The 16,816-nt window shown below is 56.7% G+C and carries 14 protein-coding genes and 2 pseudogenes; 11 read left to right on the top strand and 5 right to left on the bottom strand.

The window, feature by feature from the left end; genetic code table 11:
• Positions 1 to 93: 93 nt before the first annotated feature.
• From ACZ9DP_RS22555 to ACZ9DP_RS22540, 4 genes and pseudogenes are all read left to right on the top strand, one after another.
• Positions 94 to 453 (top strand): hypothetical protein, encoded by a 360-nt coding sequence (locus tag ACZ9DP_RS22555; protein ID WP_476205453.1) that lies wholly within the window; start codon positions 94 to 96, stop codon positions 451 to 453.
• A 93-nt stretch (positions 454 to 546) separates the two neighbouring features.
• The gene (locus ACZ9DP_RS22550) at positions 547 to 774 is read left to right on the top strand and encodes a hypothetical protein (protein ID WP_476203622.1); all 228 of its coding nucleotides are present in this window, start codon (positions 547 to 549) and stop codon (positions 772 to 774) included.
• Positions 771 to 1,970, top strand: a pseudogene (locus ACZ9DP_RS22545) (TolC family protein); the annotation flags it as partial. The gene ACZ9DP_RS22550 and the pseudogene ACZ9DP_RS22545, both read left to right, overlap by 4 nt.
• A gap of 21 nt (positions 1,971 to 1,991) precedes the next feature.
• Positions 1,992 to 3,419, top strand: a complete 1,428-nt coding sequence (locus ACZ9DP_RS22540) for an adenylate/guanylate cyclase domain-containing protein (protein ID WP_476203621.1) — start codon at positions 1,992 to 1,994, stop codon at positions 3,417 to 3,419.
• 321 nt (positions 3,420 to 3,740) lie between these two features.
• On the opposite strand, the gene ACZ9DP_RS22535 is transcribed toward ACZ9DP_RS22540, so the two are convergent.
• Positions 3,741 to 4,826, bottom strand: coding sequence for an acyltransferase family protein (locus ACZ9DP_RS22535; RefSeq protein ID WP_476203620.1), 1,086 nt, complete (start codon positions 4,824 to 4,826; stop codon positions 3,741 to 3,743).
• A gap of 733 nt (positions 4,827 to 5,559) precedes the next feature.
• On the opposite strand from ACZ9DP_RS22535, the gene ACZ9DP_RS22530 reads away from it, so the two are divergent.
• Together ACZ9DP_RS22530 and ACZ9DP_RS22525 are read left to right on the top strand one after the other, a co-directional pair.
• A complete protein-coding gene (locus ACZ9DP_RS22530) occupies positions 5,560 to 5,955 on the top strand; it encodes a hypothetical protein (RefSeq protein WP_476203619.1) in 396 nt (131 codons plus the stop codon).
• A 490-nt stretch (positions 5,956 to 6,445) separates the two neighbouring features.
• Entirely contained in the window at positions 6,446 to 7,057 is a 612-nt protein-coding gene (locus ACZ9DP_RS22525) for a L,D-transpeptidase (protein WP_476203618.1), read from the top strand.
• A gap of 29 nt (positions 7,058 to 7,086) precedes the next feature.
• On the opposite strand, the gene ACZ9DP_RS22520 is transcribed toward ACZ9DP_RS22525, so the two are convergent.
• On the bottom strand, positions 7,087 to 7,917 hold the full coding sequence (locus tag ACZ9DP_RS22520; protein WP_476203617.1) for a hypothetical protein: 831 nt from the start codon (positions 7,915 to 7,917) through the stop codon (positions 7,087 to 7,089).
• 1,103 nt (positions 7,918 to 9,020) lie between these two features.
• Between ACZ9DP_RS22520 and ACZ9DP_RS22515 the strand changes: the two genes are divergently transcribed.
• Positions 9,021 to 9,221, top strand: coding sequence for a hypothetical protein (locus tag ACZ9DP_RS22515; protein ID WP_476205542.1), 201 nt, complete (start codon positions 9,021 to 9,023; stop codon positions 9,219 to 9,221).
• A gap of 65 nt (positions 9,222 to 9,286) precedes the next feature.
• Positions 9,287 to 9,925 carry a hypothetical protein gene (locus ACZ9DP_RS22510; protein WP_476205452.1) on the top strand — a complete coding sequence of 213 codons (639 nt, stop codon included), beginning with the start codon at positions 9,287 to 9,289 and terminating at the stop codon, positions 9,923 to 9,925.
• 9 nt (positions 9,926 to 9,934) lie between these two features.
• Here the strand turns inward: ACZ9DP_RS22510 and ACZ9DP_RS22505 are convergent.
• Positions 9,935 to 10,064: pseudogene (locus tag ACZ9DP_RS22505) on the bottom strand (OB-fold nucleic acid binding domain-containing protein); the annotation flags it as partial.
• Between the two features lie 292 nt (positions 10,065 to 10,356).
• On the opposite strand from ACZ9DP_RS22505, the gene ACZ9DP_RS22500 reads away from it, so the two are divergent.
• Complete coding sequence (locus tag ACZ9DP_RS22500) at positions 10,357 to 11,529, top strand: MFS transporter (RefSeq protein ID WP_476203615.1); 1,173 nt, start codon at positions 10,357 to 10,359, stop codon at positions 11,527 to 11,529.
• A gap of 53 nt (positions 11,530 to 11,582) precedes the next feature.
• Positions 11,583 to 13,997 (top strand): PAS domain-containing sensor histidine kinase, encoded by a 2,415-nt coding sequence (locus ACZ9DP_RS22495; RefSeq protein WP_476203614.1) that lies wholly within the window; start codon positions 11,583 to 11,585, stop codon positions 13,995 to 13,997.
• A gap of 187 nt (positions 13,998 to 14,184) precedes the next feature.
• Here the strand turns inward: ACZ9DP_RS22495 and ACZ9DP_RS22490 are convergent, their stop codons facing one another.
• Positions 14,185 to 14,883: a type 1 glutamine amidotransferase domain-containing protein gene (locus tag ACZ9DP_RS22490; RefSeq protein ID WP_131720430.1), complete on the bottom strand. Its 699-nt coding sequence runs from the start codon at positions 14,881 to 14,883 to the stop codon at positions 14,185 to 14,187.
• A 158-nt stretch (positions 14,884 to 15,041) separates the two neighbouring features.
• Positions 15,042 to 15,224 (bottom strand): hypothetical protein, encoded by a 183-nt coding sequence (locus ACZ9DP_RS22485; protein WP_476203613.1) that lies wholly within the window; start codon positions 15,222 to 15,224, stop codon positions 15,042 to 15,044.
• Positions 15,225 to 15,501: 277 nt separating this feature from the next.
• Between ACZ9DP_RS22485 and ACZ9DP_RS22480 the strand changes: the two genes are divergently transcribed.
• Positions 15,502 to 16,551 (top strand): alpha/beta fold hydrolase, encoded by a 1,050-nt coding sequence (locus ACZ9DP_RS22480; RefSeq protein WP_476203612.1) that lies wholly within the window; start codon positions 15,502 to 15,504, stop codon positions 16,549 to 16,551.
• Positions 16,552 to 16,816: the final 265 nt, after the last annotated feature.

Raw genomic sequence — 16,816 nt, 5'->3', positions numbered from 1 at the left:
AATCTTTGCGAGTCATTCATCGCAATTGAAAGTCGGCTGCTTTGCTAGTAGTCGACGGAGCATGGGCGAATCGCACTGAGCAAACTGCTCTTGATTGTGCGGCTGGCGATCATCGTATCGCTAGCAGGCTACAGCTTGTCCAATGCGAACGCGGCCATGCATGGCACAGCGTTTCCTGAATTCGAGCAAAACGTTTCGCAGGTTATGCAGCACGGCGACCATGACGAAGCCCAAATGTCTGGACACGTTCACTCCCACGATCATGCTGCTGGTGACAAAGACGGCACCAAATCGGTGAAGAAGGATTGCTGCAGCGACTTCTGTAGCGGCTTCGGCATTATTTGCGACGGTCTTCACGTCGACGAACCCGTGGTGACGTCAATTCGGCATTTCATCGATGATCAGCAAACCTTTGGCGAGCTGCCTCCCCTTCACCGCCCCCCGAATATCTGAATAGCGAGCCCATCCGCGTGCGCGGATGAACCTCGGCTTGTCTCGGATCGCGTCTGAGACAAGCCGGACTGCACTCATATTTCGGAAAAATTCATGAGACCTTCTATTATATTGGTGGTCGCATTGCCGCTCATCGTAAGCGGATGCGCAGCCACAGTTCCACCTGACGTCGACACTCCCGACGCTCAGCTTTTGTCCAGCGCCAAGCCCGTACGGTATCGCAGCCCGATTTCCGGCTATGTTGATCGCCAGCCGGTTGATCCCAAGCCATGGCGGCAACAGAACCAGTCGCAGTCTCCTGCTGAAGGAGACCCGTCATGACCCCGACGAAAACGCTCGCGGCCATCGCAGTTATTCCATTTGTCCTAGCAGGCTGCGTCAGCAGCGCGGAATATGCCAGGAATGAAGCCGGTTTCACCACCGTCTCCAACAAGACTGCTGCCATTGCCTCTAAACAAACCGTCTGGGTGCAAAATCGGCAGCAGGCGCAGGCAGCATCTGCCCAGGTCAAAACGCTCCTGGCTCGCAAGAAGTCACTCGACGTCGAGACCGCCGTACAGATCGCCCTGCTGAACAACAAGGGCCTTCAGGCGGCGTATGCCGATCTTGGCGACAGCGCGGCTGACGCCTGGCAAACGACAATGTTCCTGAATCCGACTGTAGCCGTTGGCTTGACGGGCATCGGGACGCCCGGGTTAGAAGCCTTCAAGACAGTCGAAGGGGCAATCGTCACCAACATCCTGGCGCTTGCCACAAAGAAACGTGACATCGAAATTGCCGACACGAGATTTCGTCAGGCTCAGTTGACTGCTGCGGTGAGTACCCTCCAGTTGGCTGCTGAAACACGTCGGGCGTGGATCAACGCCGTTGCGGCATGGGAAAACGTCGGTCAGCTGCAACGGGCGCAGGCGACTGCGGACGCAGCTTCCGAGCTGGCGCAGAAGCTCGGTGAAACCGGCGCAATGACCAAAGGCGCTCAAGCTCGTGAACACGTCTTCGTGGCCGAGCTTGCCGGAGAAACCGCAAAAGCACGTCTCGCGGCCCGGCTCGCGAAGGAAGAGCTTACGCGGCTTATGGGGCTTTGGGGCTCAGACGTCGACTATCAAGTCCCGAACAGTCTGCCGTCCCTGCCAAAGGCTGTCGTGAAACGCGACACCATCGAGGCGGAGGCACTTCGCAACCGTATCGATCTGCAAGTCGCCAAACTTGAGTTGGAGGCGACCGCTCGCTCCTATGGGCTGACAGAGGCAACTCGGTATGTGACCGATCTGGAAATCCTGACCGGGCTCGAAACGGAGCGCGAAATCGAGGACGGCGACAAGAAGGTCGACACGACGGGATTTGCCGAGCTGGAATTCGCCATTCCAATCTTCGATACCGGCAAGGCTCGCATGAGGAAAGCCGAGTTGGCTTACATGCGGGCAGCGAACGAGCTCGCCGAGAAGGCAATCAATGTCCGGTCAGAGTCGCGATCTGCCTACGAGGCGTACCGGTCGAACTTCGATATCGCCCGACATTAGCCCCCGGTAACGACGGCCATGAAATCTGCAATCGGCGCTCATTGGGCCTCCGCGCGAGAGATTCGTTCGATCCTTCTGCGCTTTGTCGCCTTCGCCATCCTTCTCGCTAACCTCCTGCTGGGCGGCAACGAAGGTGCCGAAAGGACGCATTTAATCGTCGTCGTCAGCTATCTCGTCATCAGCATCGCTTCCGTCGCGACAGCGCGATTCCTTCCTGATCGCTCTTGGCTGAAAACGCTCTTTGTCGTGCTCGACGCCTTGCTGGTCGTCTTAATTCTATATGGGCACATCCTTGGCGGACCGGTTACCGAAAACCACAATTTGACGACCACCAGCTTGGTGGTGGCATTTATCCTGCTCAACCATGTGGGCCTCAAGCTGGATCGGCGGCTGGTCCTTATCTTCTCCAGCCTCGTCCTCGTTTCCTGGATGACCATGCTGGCTATCACCGCTGCGAGACATCATACGGCTGATACGGTGTCGGTGATCGCATCGTTTTTCAATCAGGACCTGGGTCTCACGGTCAGCTTTGGCTTCACCGCCTTTGCAATCTATCTTCTCGCGAAGGACCACGACCGGACGCGCAAGGAGGCGCTGCGAGCGGATGAGCGACGTCTCAACCTTTCGCGTTTCTTTTCGCCGCTCGTGGTCGCGGACCTTGAGGAAGGCAGCTCGGCACTTGACCTCGAACGTCGCAACGCGGCGATCATGTTCGTTGATCTGCGAGATTTCACGAGCTTTGCCGAAACCGCGCCAGCACGCGAACTGGCCTGGGTGCTGGGGGAATACCGGCACCTTGTTTCCGGCACCATTTTTGAGCATGGCGGGACCGTCGATAAGTTTATCGGCGACGGGGTTATGGCGGTCTTCGGCCAACCCACCCCCACAGAGGACGATGCAGACCGCGCCTTGGCATGTGCTCTCGATCTCGTCGATGCGCTCGGCGATTGGAAGAACCACAGCGTGCGGAATGGCTACCCAGCCCTCAACGCAGGTATTGGCTTGCACTACGGCACGGTCGTCGGCGGTGTTCTGGACAGCGGATGCCATAGCGAGTTCACCGTGATAGGTGATGCGGTTAACGTCGCCCAGCGCCTGGAGTCTCTGGCCAAATCATTCGATGCGCCGCTCGTCGTATCGTCAGCACTGATGGCCCAACTGCGTCAGCCAGTTCCGACCGCCCTCTGGATACGGCAGAGTTCAGTTGTTCTGCCGGGACGTCGGCTCCCTATAGATGTGTGGTATTTGCGCCGAGAAGCGGGCCTTACACTCACCGAGGATAACTTGCGCTACGAGACAGGGGGCATGCAGACCGCCCTCCAAAGGTCGTCCTTCCAGTCATCGCCCGGGCCTGATGTGCGCACCGGATACTCGATGCCTCGGACGGATACCTTGGCTGGATCGCCACATTTAACGAATGCTCGATGCTTCCCCGGGTCGCTGTAACGGGCACCTGCAGCATTGCCTTGTGAAAGCGAGATCAGGACATCGAAATCGTATCCGGCTCGCTCTGCGGTGTGGTTGCTTATAAGGCCAAGGCTGACAACGGTGTCGTCGTTGAAATGCGCCGTATGAAAAATCAATGGTTCTATTGCTTTCGCATTGGAAACCAATGACAGCCCGGCGACAAATACGGTCAGATACCAACGCATTCACCCCTCCCGTGGTTCATGCGAATGACAGATCATATCACTTCAAAGGCCGGGCTGCTATCAATTCCCAGAGATCAGGCCGAGAGCCGTTGCGGCTATCGGTTACATAACGGCTTCATGATCGAAGAGGAATCGCATTGGCAGTCGGTTGTGTCCAATAACGCCGCAGCCACTGCTTCATCCATTGATGGGATGGTTTGTCGAGTGAGTGGTAACATGCCATTCCCACGGCCATGCACGCGACAAAGACGGCCGCAAAGAGGCTTAGCTGCTGACTGAGCGATCCGTTCCCAGGCTCCAACCCAGTTTTATCAAAGATGTACTTGCAGAACGCGATGGTGATCAGATGCGAGAGGTAGATCGCGTAGGAGGCATCGCCGATGTGACGAAGTAGTTCGAATTTCCGCTGGGTTCCGTTGCGCTCGTACGAGAGTGCACCAATCAATAAGAGCGCCGCAGGCAATCCCCACATTAAGGCTCTCCGAAATCCGCCCTCGGGCGGCTCCACCCAGAACGAAAGAGCGATACCTGCCACGCCTAGCGCGATAAAAAGCGTGTCCATGGCTTTTGGAAGTGCCTTACCGGAGAGGTACCAGACGGCGATGAAAACGCCCGCGAGAAACTCCGACAGCAAAGGTGAGGCGACCACTTTAAAGGCGGCGACTTCACTGGAGAGAAAACGCGCCAACATCAAACTTCCCAAGGTCACCGTGAGAAAGGGTAAGCGATGCTTCTCCTTTAACAGCAGCCCGAACGCAAACACGAGATAGAAGAACATTTCGAAGTTGAGCGTCCAGCCTACGGCAAGTGCTGGTTCGACAGCTCCGTTCCGGCCAGAATACGGAATAAACAACAGCGATTTCGCAACCTCAGAAACAGTTGAGGATGCCTCATCAAATGGCCCTGGGCACAGTGTTGCGCCAACGACAAATATTACGGTGAAGAGCCAGTAGAGCGGAACGATCTTGATAATCCGATGCGCGAGAAACTCGGCAGGCCCCACAGATTTCCCGGCCGTAACCGACCACATAATGAAGCCGCTGACTACGAAAAACAAATCGACACCAGCCGCGAGCGGCCGCCACTGCCAGCCGAAGATGAAACCGATGTGATAGACAGCGACTGCTGTTGCGGCGAACGCTCTGAGATATTGAACCGAGTAGATCATTTCTCCTGGTACGCTGAGCCTCGTATTGCTCATTGTCCGTCTCCGTTTTCGAGGAGAGTCGCTGTTCGTCGACGGCCTTCACACGTCGCACTGCCAAAAGGTCGACAATCTGCCAGCTTTGGCAGCGTTCGCTTTCGACGAGCCACTTTCCTGTCGTTCTAAGGATGTTTGTGGATAATGAGGCGGCTTAGCTGCGCCTCAAACGGCAGATACGAAACGCGGCGGCCGTTCGATTCCATAGCCGAGCTGCTTTGCTTGCTGGGATGGCTCTTTTGGGAAACGCGCACCTGCGAAAGTTTCGGAGCCTCGATGCGATTGAAGCGCTGGATAGAATTTTTCGTGAGTGTGGTCGGAGCAATGTATCTCAGCTGCGGCGTCGGCCGCCGCTCGTGAAGCATGTCGACTGCAGTCAGCCGAATGCTCTACTTGGCTTGCCAAGAGGATTGAGGCCGAACTGATAGAGCTTAGTTCATGCGCTAGCTGGTGTCGTCCGGATAGCGGCAGAAGGAAAACGGTGAGCGCCGCAACCGCAACGATCAGCCTCACAAACCTTCTTCCTAAGCCGCGTTTCACCTTGTGACACTCCACATTCTTGCGCTTCGCAAGCAGGAAAGAAGAGCATAGCGAAACCTCGACTTCCTTGTAACTCGTCCAAAGGTATTACACGGCGCTGCCCTGCCCCTCATAAATTCGGCCATCAACTTGAGCGAAGATAAGCCACCCGCGCGGGATTGCAGACGTTTGGCCGACACGGTAGCTCTTTCCCATGCGAGAACCTGATATCGACGTCGATGGCTGGCGCTTAGATGATGGGGAGGAATACCATCGTGCGGCACCCGACACTTTTTGGGTTCCTAATCGTGAGGCTCGCGAGGGGCTCCTTCCGGGCGACTTGGCCAAACTGATCTTCCGCATCAGCGTCGATGATCCGGAAGCCCCTGTTGCGGTGGAACGCATGTGGGTGGTGGTTCGTGAGCGTGTCCCCGGCGGCTACCTCGGCATCTTGGACAACGATCCAGACGCCATAGAGGAAAACGAGGAATTCTGGAGCGGCATCGAACTGCCCTTCGACGCCCGTCACGTCATCAACATTGATGAGCGGGACGAGAATACCATCGCACTTGCGGCTCAAGAGCCGAAACGGCGCTGGCACAAGTCCTGAAGAGCACAAGTCGCGAGCAAGGGCGACATCGATCACCTCACGGTTTTGGCTCGCGTAAAGCCAAGTCTCTCGAAATTCGCCTTGAACGACTTCCCAGGGTCTTTGTCAGTCGGAAAAATCGCCCCTCTCGTGCATCCCTTGTCTATAATGGTCGCGACCACCTCATCCTTGTTCGTGATAAGGCCCCTCAATGCGACGACCAGAACCGGGGCGCTCCATGTTGCTTATCGACCGTCAGGCGGTCGTTAAATAGTACGGCGCAAGTATCTCAATCGCAAATCCGTCGCAGAGCGACCTTGGGATGCGCACGTATGAATCAGCCCGATGGCATTGATCGATGCCAGCTGGCGATCTCGGCGAAAGCGGAAATGAAGGAGGCGGCTCGATCATGAGCGACAGCCTCGTTTCGATGTTCTTGCGACCCAGCCCGCCATAGTGCCGCCATATAATTCAGCCCAATCATGCTTGTATAACAGGCGGATGGCGAAAAATGAGATTGCTGGCTCTCTTGGCTGCAGCCCTTTTGCTGACGGCGTTTCAGGCCCAAGCCCAGGTTTACGGGCCGTATGATGGATACGACGACTATGGTGGCTACGGCTATGACGACCCGTACAGCCCTTATCCGCCACCGCTCGATTACGAGTCAGTGCCTCGCTATTGGGAACCTTGGCAAGAACGTCGGGAGCCATCGGCGCGAAGCGCAAGGGGAACCATCGTCATCGCCACGCGTGAGCACATCCTTGTTTACACGACATCACAGGGCGAGCAGTTCGCCTACCCCATCGCCGTAGGCCGCGAAGGCAAGCAATGGTACGGAACAACGCGGGTGGTGTCGAAGCGAAAGCATCCGGAATGGCGACCAACGGCGAGCATGCGGCAGAAGAACCCAAGGCTTCCGGCGGTCGTGAAGGCTGGCCCTGCCAATCCGCTTGGAACCCGCGCGATTTACCTGGCCGACGGGCTACTACGCATCCACGGTACCAACGATCCCTCTTCTATAGGCACCAACGCGTCGAGCGGCTGCTTTCGTATGTATCCCGAGGACGTCGAGGAGCTTTACGAGATGGTTCAGCCGGGGACCCGGGTGATCGTCCAGCGGTAATCGAATTTCGCTTGACCGAAACTGTCCCGTCATTTCCATTTCGCTGCCCACTGACGAAGTTCCGCCTTCGCCTTTTCAGGCCATGCTTTCACGTCGGGATTCACCTTGATCTTCTGCCCAGACGGTTTCCAGGCAAGATAGACCGTCCTCGAAGCAAGGTCCGCAACGACAACGGCTTCTTGATCTGTGCACATATGTCGCGAGCAGGATGTACCGACAAAAAGGTCACCCTTAAATTCGCCCGACCCGACGCCAAGCAGGATGTCGTTGACTAGCGCTTTGTCGGCACCTGCTAAGCGGTTGATTTCGGCTGCGACCTTCGCATAGTCCAGTAATCCTGCTGGGTGCGTCACGGAACGCTCCCTCAGCTGGTCCCAGCCTTTGGAAGTGTCGGCAACGAAGGCTTCTCCCTGGACTTCCTTGAATCCAGCGCTGGCGGTCCACTCCCATTTCTGCCCCGCTTGGTTTGGTGTTGCCGGAGTGGAAAGTATGAGCTTGTCGTTCGAAGGTCTGACCGTCACGATGAAGCAAGTATCGAGCGGACCATCAATTCGTGGATTTTGTCCTTTCGGGAAGGAGACCACGAAAGGCGATCCCTCACACGCGTTTCCGCCTGCCGATGAACTTCCAATAGCGACCCCTACGCCGTCGACAACATGCATCTCGTCGATGTCGACATAGTAGTTCTTCAGGACCTCTCGGTCGTCGACTTTCAGGCTATCTTGACTATCGTCACCCCTGGTGACCACGACGTGATGACCGAAAAGCTGCATGTCTAAGTTGCTTGCCGCAACCTGGTGGTACGGCCACATTGTGATGAATGGCACCAAAACTAGAACGATTACTGTGTTTCGGATCACGCTCCCCTCCCGAAAATGAACCGTAGCAAAGTTTGACTACCAGATCGTCGAAGCGAGACCAACTTGTGGATCAATGGATATATTCGATACGGTTTAACGGCCGCCCTCACCCTTCTACGCCTATCCAGAAGGAATGCCGTCCGTCTCACATGACAGCTAGTGCACCATGGCCTTGGAAAGCGACAGATAGGATTGTCCAAAATCAAAGACGTCGGGTCCGCGTGTCCGACCCCTCACGCAACTAGCCGGGCTCACCATCTTCTTTCGGCGGATACACTGCTCTGTAAACCCGTTTGGCAGCTCCGTAAAGCAGCGTCTCATCAGAACACAATCGGCAAAGGCTGGTCGTGCCTGTCGAATTAGCTTCGAGAGCGACACTCGCAATTGTTGGGTCGTGACGCACTTATTCGAATGCTCCGGAAAAATGGTCCGTCGCAAATGATGCAAGCTCGGAGGCCCGCTTCATTGCGGGAAATGGAAAATTCAATACTCAAGAAAACGTCAAGCACCTTCGCGGGCGTGAACAAAATCGCCAACTCGTCTAAATATTCATAATCAAAAGACAGCATTTTTTCACCCCGGGCCGATATCTGAAGTCGACTACATGCCCGCGCAAGGAAGAAGCATGCTTCAAATAGTTTTTCCTGATCTTCAGGAATCCAAACCGGTAGGGTGCAAACGAGATAAACAGCTTCGCCTTGCGTTCGGACGTTTTAGAAAGAAGTCCGCCCTCCTCGACGGCAAGACAATAACGAACGAATATCGCGCGGCGGACCGTTGGATTGCCTGCGACTGTCTGGGCTCGGTACCTCGTCCCCCATTAATATATCCACACGGCAAAAATGGAATTCAGCGGGAGCCTGCCGGTCGCGGACCAGAACACGATGAATACTGCGATTTCGCAAAATATCCCGAGCAGCAAACCAAGGTCGTCAATTCGTACAAGCGATCAGAACCTACTACTTGCCCAAGACGCCTCGCACCTAGTTTTCTGGGGCACAGGACGAATGATCCTCGCGAGGTAGCAACATCGACGGCCGCAAGAACTCGACCCGGATTGCCACTATATCATCGCCACTCATTCTCCCCTGATAGTGAGCGGCGTGGCGAACAAGGAAACAAAGATTCTTCGCCTGGACCAGGAACCTGTGGAACTCGCCCCTGCGGTCGAACGCGCACGCGCGATCATGGTGCAGTTAACGGCGTTCGGTACCAGAGGCGGTGGTCGGAGCGTGAACACCTACGATGCCGCCAGCAATGGGAATTTCGACGACGATTTGCCCCTGCTCGATACCCGGCACTGATTATCCGCCATGGCAAGACAGGCAGCCCGTTGACGCTCGCCCCTTCCGATGCCATCTGCTCCAATATGCCCAAGACGAAGACAAAAGCGCAGAGCGATGATCCTGAGCTGATCAAAGAGTGGTCGCTCCCGGTGGAGGCGACGCTCGGATCGGCTGTCAGGGTGAAGGGAATCCTGCAGGAAATCCGATCTCGCCTGCCTCCCGCGGTCAGGAAGTCGCTGGATATGCAGTCGGGCGAGCTTACTCTCGTCATGCCGGAAACTTCGAAGACAGCGTTTCGCGCGACCTCTTCGATTGTCTCGGAATCACTGCAGGGCATAGCTGACCTTCCGATCATCCCTCGCGAGATCGAGGACATCCTGGGAATAACCTCCTCGGAAAGGAAGCGCTGGTTGGAGGACGGGCGTCTTCCAAGCGCTGGAACTCGAACCGTCAGGCTTCAGGGCCGAGCGCGGCGGATCACTTTCCACGTATTCGACCCGCGGGTCGTCGAAGACCTGCTCAATCGCGGGGCCGTGGATGAATGGCGCGAGGAAGACGCGGCGGCGAAAGCAAAAAACCGGAGGCGCGCCGCCTACCAGGCGAAGCTGACGCGTTCATTGAAGAAAAAACAGGAAGTGGAAGAAGCTGATCCCCAGGCTGAAGATGCTGCGCACGGTTTGAGAGGGTGGGACGAGTTCGGTAGCGAAGGTCTGCTGCGGTAGCGATTGGCGGTGGATGGCCATCATGGATGATCCCAGCGATGCGGCGGCGCTTTTCAAACACGAATGGCCATACCACCACGTTCACCGGTCCCGTTTCGTCCTCGATCGTCAGGAATGTGACACCCTTTGCCGACCTCGGCCATCTGACACATGTCAGAGGAAAGCGCCTTGATGACATCCTCCGGCAGGCCATGCGCCTTCACAACATCGCGGATCGCTCCCTTGGCCCGATAGCATGTGACGGTCGCGCAGAGAGCGACCTTGTCCTCACGATTTGGGCAATACCATAGTATGATGTGCTTGGTGCCAGTTTCCGGTAAGCTCAACTTCACGCGGCAGGGCATCAAGCAAATTGACAGGACGAGATGCACCTGTGCCGGGCTGTTTTGAGATAGATCGACAACGTCCGTCGGTTCGGACGTTAACGACAAATGAACGGGGGCGATTTGAAGCGTCATCGGTCTCTCCGCTGGGTCGTCGCATACGGATTTTTTGGCGCGCCGCGTGCCGGAGCGTCGATCGCGTTTGCTATGGCAGCTCTTTCGATCACTGATAATGCAGCGGGCGGGGCTACAGCGCTCGCAGCTATGACCGCTGCGCAACTGGCAGGAGCGATACCCGTTGCCCGGTTGGGACGCGGTTCTAACTCGATCGCGTATTTCAAGATCCTCATTGTCATCAGGACCATGGCGCTATTCTGCGGCGCCGCAGCGTGTGGCATGGGCGCGCCCTACTCGGTTTTCATCGCTGCGGCAGTTGCGTCCGGGCTTGTACAAGGAGCAGCCTTCGGCCATCTGCGCGACGCCGCGAACTATCTTGTCGCACCGACGCAGATGACCAGAGTCCTTGCTTGGGGGTTTTTCGCAACCGAACTTGCTTTTCTGGTCATGCCGATCCTGGCGGCGGCGTTGGGGACCGTCTCCGCATCATTGGCGATAGCTGCTATCGCGGTTCTAGGGGCGCTTCCTGCCTTCATCTTGCCGTCAGCACCGACCGCCGACGTGAAGGTCGAGGAGGCGGAGAAGAGAAAAGCGATATCTCCAGATGTCCTTATTTGGTTAGCGTGCGCTTGCGCCAGTTCCGCCGCAATCAGTGCGATCGAGGTTGGCGCGGTATCAATTGCAATGGGATTTGGGCTCCAAGCGGGGTATGGAGCAGTGTTCACTGGAACCTTGTGTGCGGCCTCCCTGATTGGCGCAATTGTAAATAGCTTCCTTAACCGAACTTTTTCGAGGCACCAGGTCGCCGGAATGCTAGCGGCGATCCTCATTGGTATCGCGCTCGTACTTCAAAATTCCTTTGGGTTATCGATCGTCGGCTGTGCGTTGGTGGGACTATTTGCCCCGTCACTCGGTATTCACTACTCTTTGCAGATCAACAGATCGGTAAGGCCCGAAATGAGGGCCGAAACGTTCTCGGTGCTGAAGATATCCACCTCGGTTGGGACGATATTGGCGTCATCGATGCTTGGCTGGACATCGGTCTCTTTAACGCTGATCGCAGCGATATGGTTGCTCCTTTTCGCACTGGGGATGATTTCAGTGCAGGACTTGATCGTCGGGCGGCGCCTGTCCACGGCGCGCACGCAGCGTGTACCAGATTAGGCAAGGCGCAAAATGCCCCGGCGTGCGGGCAAAGAAGGTAACGGGACGGCCGGATGTCCATTTCACTTAACGAGCAGGCAACCCCGACTGAGCCCGATGCGGCGCTGATCCTGGACCACCTGCCGGGTCTGGTCTGGACGACAGACGAAACGGGCACAATCTCATACTGCAATGCCCGTTTTGGAGAATATGCTGGTATAGATTTCGGCTTGAGCCGCTCATCACACTGGGCGAGCGTTTTGCATCCGGACGACGTAATATTCGCGGTCCAGTACGGTCGAAGCGCGCGGTGGACCGAAGGGCATACGGTCATCAACGCCCGTTTGCGACGAAACGATGGAGAGTTCAGGTGGTTCGAGCTTGCTGCGTCGCCGCTGGCGGATGGTGGAAAGGTCTGCTGGCTCGGGACAGAACTCCACGAGAGCGCCAGCGAACGGGCCCAAGAGGAAATCGGAAGCAGATTCGGGCGCTTCCTCAATTGCTTATCGCTTCCAGCGCTGCTGATCACCCCTGCTTTGGAACTAGAGTTTGCCAATCACGCGGCGTTGCGTTGGTACGGCTTTCGGCCTGAGGGTTCGGAGCAAGAGACTTCGGCCGATATGGAGCCGAGGAAATTCGATGAGATCCTGCTTCCGCTTAAGGCATACATGGAGGGAGAGCGAACAGCGGTCGTCTCATACCAAGCACAGCATGCCGACGGCACACTCCGGTGGCTTGAGGCGCAAGTCGTGCCGATTATCGAGAAGTCAGGCGAACTGACCAACTACGTCGTACTTCAGAACGACGTTCAGGACTCTCGCGATGCCGCCTACCTGTTCGGGAAGGAAATAGAGATCCTCGACATGGTGGCCCGAGGCACACCATCAGCAAGGGTTCTTCAAGAGCTCTGCAATGTCGTCGACGATCTGATCCCCGATCTCCTTTGCTGTTTTCTCGAGCTGTCGCTCGATCGCAAGTTCTTTAGAATGGGCGCGGCTCCCCGGTTGCCAAGCGAATTCCGAGAGATCTTCGACCGAAAGAACGTGGCTGCGGACAAGAATGCGTGCTCAGTCGCAGCGCTTTCAAAGAAGGCCGTTGAAATCCAAAACCTAGGCGAAAGCGATCATCGCGACACGTCCATGGGCCAGTTCATGCTGGCCAACAAATTCAACTATTGTCATGCAATTCCCATTCTCTCGCCCTATGGGAACACGGCTGGGATCTTTGCCATCCTCCGTCATCAATATACCGAACTTAAACCTCACGAGCTGCAAATTATCGACCGTGCAGCGCATATAGCGGGGATTTCCATAGACAGGACGCGCCATGAAGAAGCGCTAGTAAAGCGGGAGACCCAGTTCGAGCGGAGCCAGGCACAGCTCGTCGCAGCACAGCGGATTAGTTCGACCGGTAGCTTCACATCCGACATCCAGCGGGACGAAAATATCTGGTCTGAGGAATTTTATCGAATATTCGATCTCGATCCGAAGCTCGCGCCAAGCATCGATGCGGTCAGGGAGCGAATCCATCCGGAAGACCTGGAACTTTTCAATGTCGAAATGCAGAGAGGGCTTACTGGCGAGGGCTCCGATTTCGTCTTTCGGATCATCCGGACGGACGCTTCCGTCAGATTCATCCGCGGACTTGCAAAAGTGACACGTTACGTGGGTGACCACCCGATCTTCATGGGGACTGTACAGGACATCACTGAGACGAAACGGGCGGAAGACGCCCTCCGACGTGGTGAGGAAGCTCTGTTGAAAGCGAGAGAAGAACTCGCCTATGTTTCACGCGCGATGACTATCAGCGCCTTGACGACGTCCATCGCCCACGAGGTGAGCCAACCGCTGTCGGGCATTCTCGCCAACGCCAACGCCTGTGTTCGCCTGTTAGCGCTCGATCCGCCGGACATCGCCACTGCGGCAGACACTGCACGGAGAACAATCCGGGACACTATGCGCGCAACCGAAGTCGTTAAGCGCCTTCGGGCTATGTTTAGTCGGCAGGCTCCGACTATGGAGGAGATCGACCTCAATGAAATTGCTCGCGAGGTAATCGCATTATCGGCGAGAGATATGCGGGAAAGATCTATCGTCCTCGATTCCAGATTGGCATCCGGACTGCCTTCTGTCAGAGGCGATCGTATTCAACTCCAGCAGGTCATCTTGAACCTGGTCCTGAACGGGATCGAAGCCATGGCTGAGATCGAGGGGCGGCCCCGCCGTCTGCTTGTGCTGACTTCACCCGACGAGGACATGCTCACTTTGTCGATCGTGGATGCGGGCGTCGGCATCGCCGCGGACTCTGCGGAGAGGCTGTTTGAACCTTTCTTCACCACAAAGCGTAACGGAATGGGGATCGGACTTTCTATCAGCCGGTCGATCATCGAAAACCACGGCGGCAGCATGTGGGCGACGCCCAACGATGGACCGGGCACAACGGTAGCCTTTTCGATACCAAAAATCCCTCCCTTGGCCCAGAGTGTTTAACTGACCCACCAAGCTCTATGCGGGCGGCTTACTGAAGTCTCGTCTTCGCCAGACACCAGGACGATTTTGCCAGGCACTGGGCGTAGTGTTCGAACGGGGCAGGTTCATATCAAAGGCATCGAGCACGGACCAGTGCCCCATTCGAGAAGGTCAAGATAGCAGGGGTTGGAACGCCGCCCCTGATTAGTCACGCCGCGGTTGAGGCGTGGCCGCTCGTCAGCAGCTTTACTAGGTGCTGAGCCCCTGCTGTCGAGGATGCTGGGTTTTGTCCCGTGATTAGGCGACCGTCAGTGATAGCGAAGCTCTCCCAGTTTCCTCTCTTTTCGTAAAGGCCGCCGAGCCGCGTGAGTTCATCCTCCACGAGGAAGGGAACGACCTTAGTGAGTTGGACTTCTTCCTCCTCTGTATTGGTGAAGCCCGTTACACGCTTGCCCTGAACAATAGGAGCGCCTTTGTGGGTCACCCGATGCAGAACTCCGGGTGCATGACATACCGCCGCGACAGGCTTTCCGGCATTGTAGAAGGCCTCGATCAGCTTGATCGAATCCTGATCCTCTGCAAGATCCCACATCGGGCCGTGGCCGCCCGGATAAAATACGGCGTCGAAGTCTTCCGACCTCATGTCCTTTAGCAGCTTTGTGTGGGCGAAAACTTTCTGCGCATCGGGATCCTTCTTGAAGCGGGCCATCGCCGGTGTCTGGTTCTCAGCCAGATCACTCTTAGGATCGACAGGCGGCTGTCCTCCCTTGGGTGACGCAAGAGTAAGATCGATGCCGGCGTCACGGAACACGTAGTAAGGAGCGGCGCCCTCCTCAAGCCAGAAGCCGGTCTTGCGCCCCGTGTCGCCGAGCGTGTCATGAGAAGTGAAAACCATCAGTATCTTCATCGGAGAATCTCCTTCCAGGTTGATCAGCCGAAAGAGGCTGCGGCGCAGACTATGCTCTCGATGGATCGATGGCGCAGTTGAACATTGGTATCGGCGATACCAAGGTATTGAATGCAGCTTCCCAGCTTCCAAGAGAAATTTTTAATTCCCCCGAGAGCTCAACTGAGGTCCGACAGAGCGACACTCGCTCCAGAACCGACGGACGCAGATGGTACCCAGACACGTGTCGGCGCTGGCCGATCGCTGATGGCAATCAGAACCCCGACGATCGCCACCATGGCAATTGCGATCACAACAAGCGGAAAGCTTGAGCCAGGATGTTCTTGTTCTCGGTAGATCATCTTCTGCTCCCGATTTCTGGCCGCGGCTGATCCGAAACCGCCGGCTTCAACGGAGACTATGTCGGGGGACAACCAGGAAGGCAGTTGCACCTTGGTATAGGCGATACGTTTGTATAGGCGATACCATCGTGCAGTAGCGCGCTACACGGGTCAGTCTCAATGTTCCCGGATACGGATCGATGACGGATATCGATACGGAAGGTCAGCGCAACACTCTCGGAATCCGGATCGTGAGCGCAGCCTAGAAGTGAAGCAATCACCACCGGAGACTGGCGCAATGTCAAATTTCGTACCCGCAAATCTTACACGCCGATCTTTTGGCAGCGTTGCACTCGCCATTACCGCAGCGGGTGTCCTCGGTGAAAAGATGGCTGAAGCCTCTCAGGCAACCACGCGTGTGGACGTACCAACGGCCGCTACCGGAGCCATACTCGAAGCAAACAAGAGTATCGAGGCAGGGGACCTGCTTGTCTCCTATGCCGACCTGGGACCGGCGACCGGATCACCAGTGTTGCTGCTGCACGGCTGGCCCTACGACATCAACAGCTTCGGGCGGGTCGCACCTCTGCTCGCCGACCGAGGCCACCGAGTTATTGTGCCGTTCCTGCGGGGCTACGGCGGCACGCGCTTCCTATCCGGGCGGACGAAGCGCAATGGGCAGCAGGCGGCAATTGCAGTCGATACGATCAAGCTCATGGACGCCCTAGGGATCAGGGAGGCTACGATCGCTGGATTCGACTGGGGAGCGAGGACTGCCGACATAGTCGCGGCCCTTTGGCCGGAACGCTGCAGGGCCCTCGTCTCGGTCAGCGGCTATCTGATCGGAAGTCAGAACGCGGGCAGGATGCCACTGCCGCCGTCCGCCGAACTTCAGTGGTGGTATCAATTCTATTTCGCCACAGATCGCGGTCGCGAGGGCTATGAGAAATATACGAACGACTTCGCCAAGCTCATCTGGCAGCTCGCCTCCCCAAATTGGAAGTTCGATGATGAAACGTTCTCGCGAAGTGCCGCCGCGTTGGGGAATCCTGACCATGTCGCGATCGTCGTTCATAACTATCGATGGCGTCTCGGACTGGCCGAGGGCGAGAAGCGGTTCGACGAGTTGGAAGACAAGCTCGCGGCCGGTCCCGAAATACACGTGCCTACGATTACCATGGAAGGTGACGCGAACGGGGCACCCCACCCAGATCCAAAAACCTACGCAGACAAGTTCAAGTCGAAATATGAGCACCGCCAGATCACAGGCGGGATCGGTCACAACCTGCCGCAAGAAGCCCCGGAATCGTTCGCTAGTGCCGTGATCGATGTGGACGGCTGGGCGTAGCTACCGAAATCGGCGCAGCCTCGAGCCTGTGAGGGAGCACGCATCAACCGACAAGTTCCGCGCACGTCGGTCTGGGCTCGACGCCTGTTCGATGGTGACCCGTCAAAATCCAGGTATCGAATCCTTCGATGAAATCGATCAGAAAATGGTGCCTAGTGGGACACCCGCCGGCCGTGTGATGGTGGAACGCACTTCCAGATAGCACAGCTCTTCTCCGCGATTGCACGGCGAGGAGCGTGCTTAAGCTGGAAGGATTTTTAGTAGC

It is taken from the genome of Rhizobium sp. USDA 4016 (assembly GCF_056279705.1).
The sequence above is the reverse complement of the archived record's forward strand: the minus strand, read 5'-3'. Positions and strand labels throughout refer to the sequence as shown.

Bases quoted from the DNA above. Each gene is read 5' to 3' on its own strand.
- ACZ9DP_RS22550 (WP_476203622.1), top strand. From the start codon at position 547: ATGAGACCTTCTATTATATTGGTGGTCGCATTGCCGCTCATCGTAAGC.
- ACZ9DP_RS22540 (WP_476203621.1), top strand. From the start codon at position 1,992: ATGAAATCTGCAATCGGCGCTCATTGGGCCTCCGCGCGAGAGATTCGT.
- ACZ9DP_RS22535 (WP_476203620.1), bottom strand. From the start codon at position 4,826: ATGAGCAATACGAGGCTCAGCGTACCAGGAGAAATGATCTACTCGGTT.
- ACZ9DP_RS22530 (WP_476203619.1), top strand. From the start codon at position 5,560: ATGCGAGAACCTGATATCGACGTCGATGGCTGGCGCTTAGATGATGGG.
- ACZ9DP_RS22525 (WP_476203618.1), top strand. From the start codon at position 6,446: ATGAGATTGCTGGCTCTCTTGGCTGCAGCCCTTTTGCTGACGGCGTTT.
- ACZ9DP_RS22510 (WP_476205452.1), top strand. From the start codon at position 9,287: ATGCCCAAGACGAAGACAAAAGCGCAGAGCGATGATCCTGAGCTGATC.
- ACZ9DP_RS22500 (WP_476203615.1), top strand. From the start codon at position 10,357: ATGAACGGGGGCGATTTGAAGCGTCATCGGTCTCTCCGCTGGGTCGTC.
- ACZ9DP_RS22495 (WP_476203614.1), top strand. From the start codon at position 11,583: ATGTCCATTTCACTTAACGAGCAGGCAACCCCGACTGAGCCCGATGCG.
- ACZ9DP_RS22490 (WP_131720430.1), bottom strand. From the start codon at position 14,883: ATGAAGATACTGATGGTTTTCACTTCTCATGACACGCTCGGCGACACG.
- ACZ9DP_RS22485 (WP_476203613.1), bottom strand. From the start codon at position 15,224: ATGATCTACCGAGAACAAGAACATCCTGGCTCAAGCTTTCCGCTTGTT.
- ACZ9DP_RS22480 (WP_476203612.1), top strand. From the start codon at position 15,502: ATGTCAAATTTCGTACCCGCAAATCTTACACGCCGATCTTTTGGCAGC.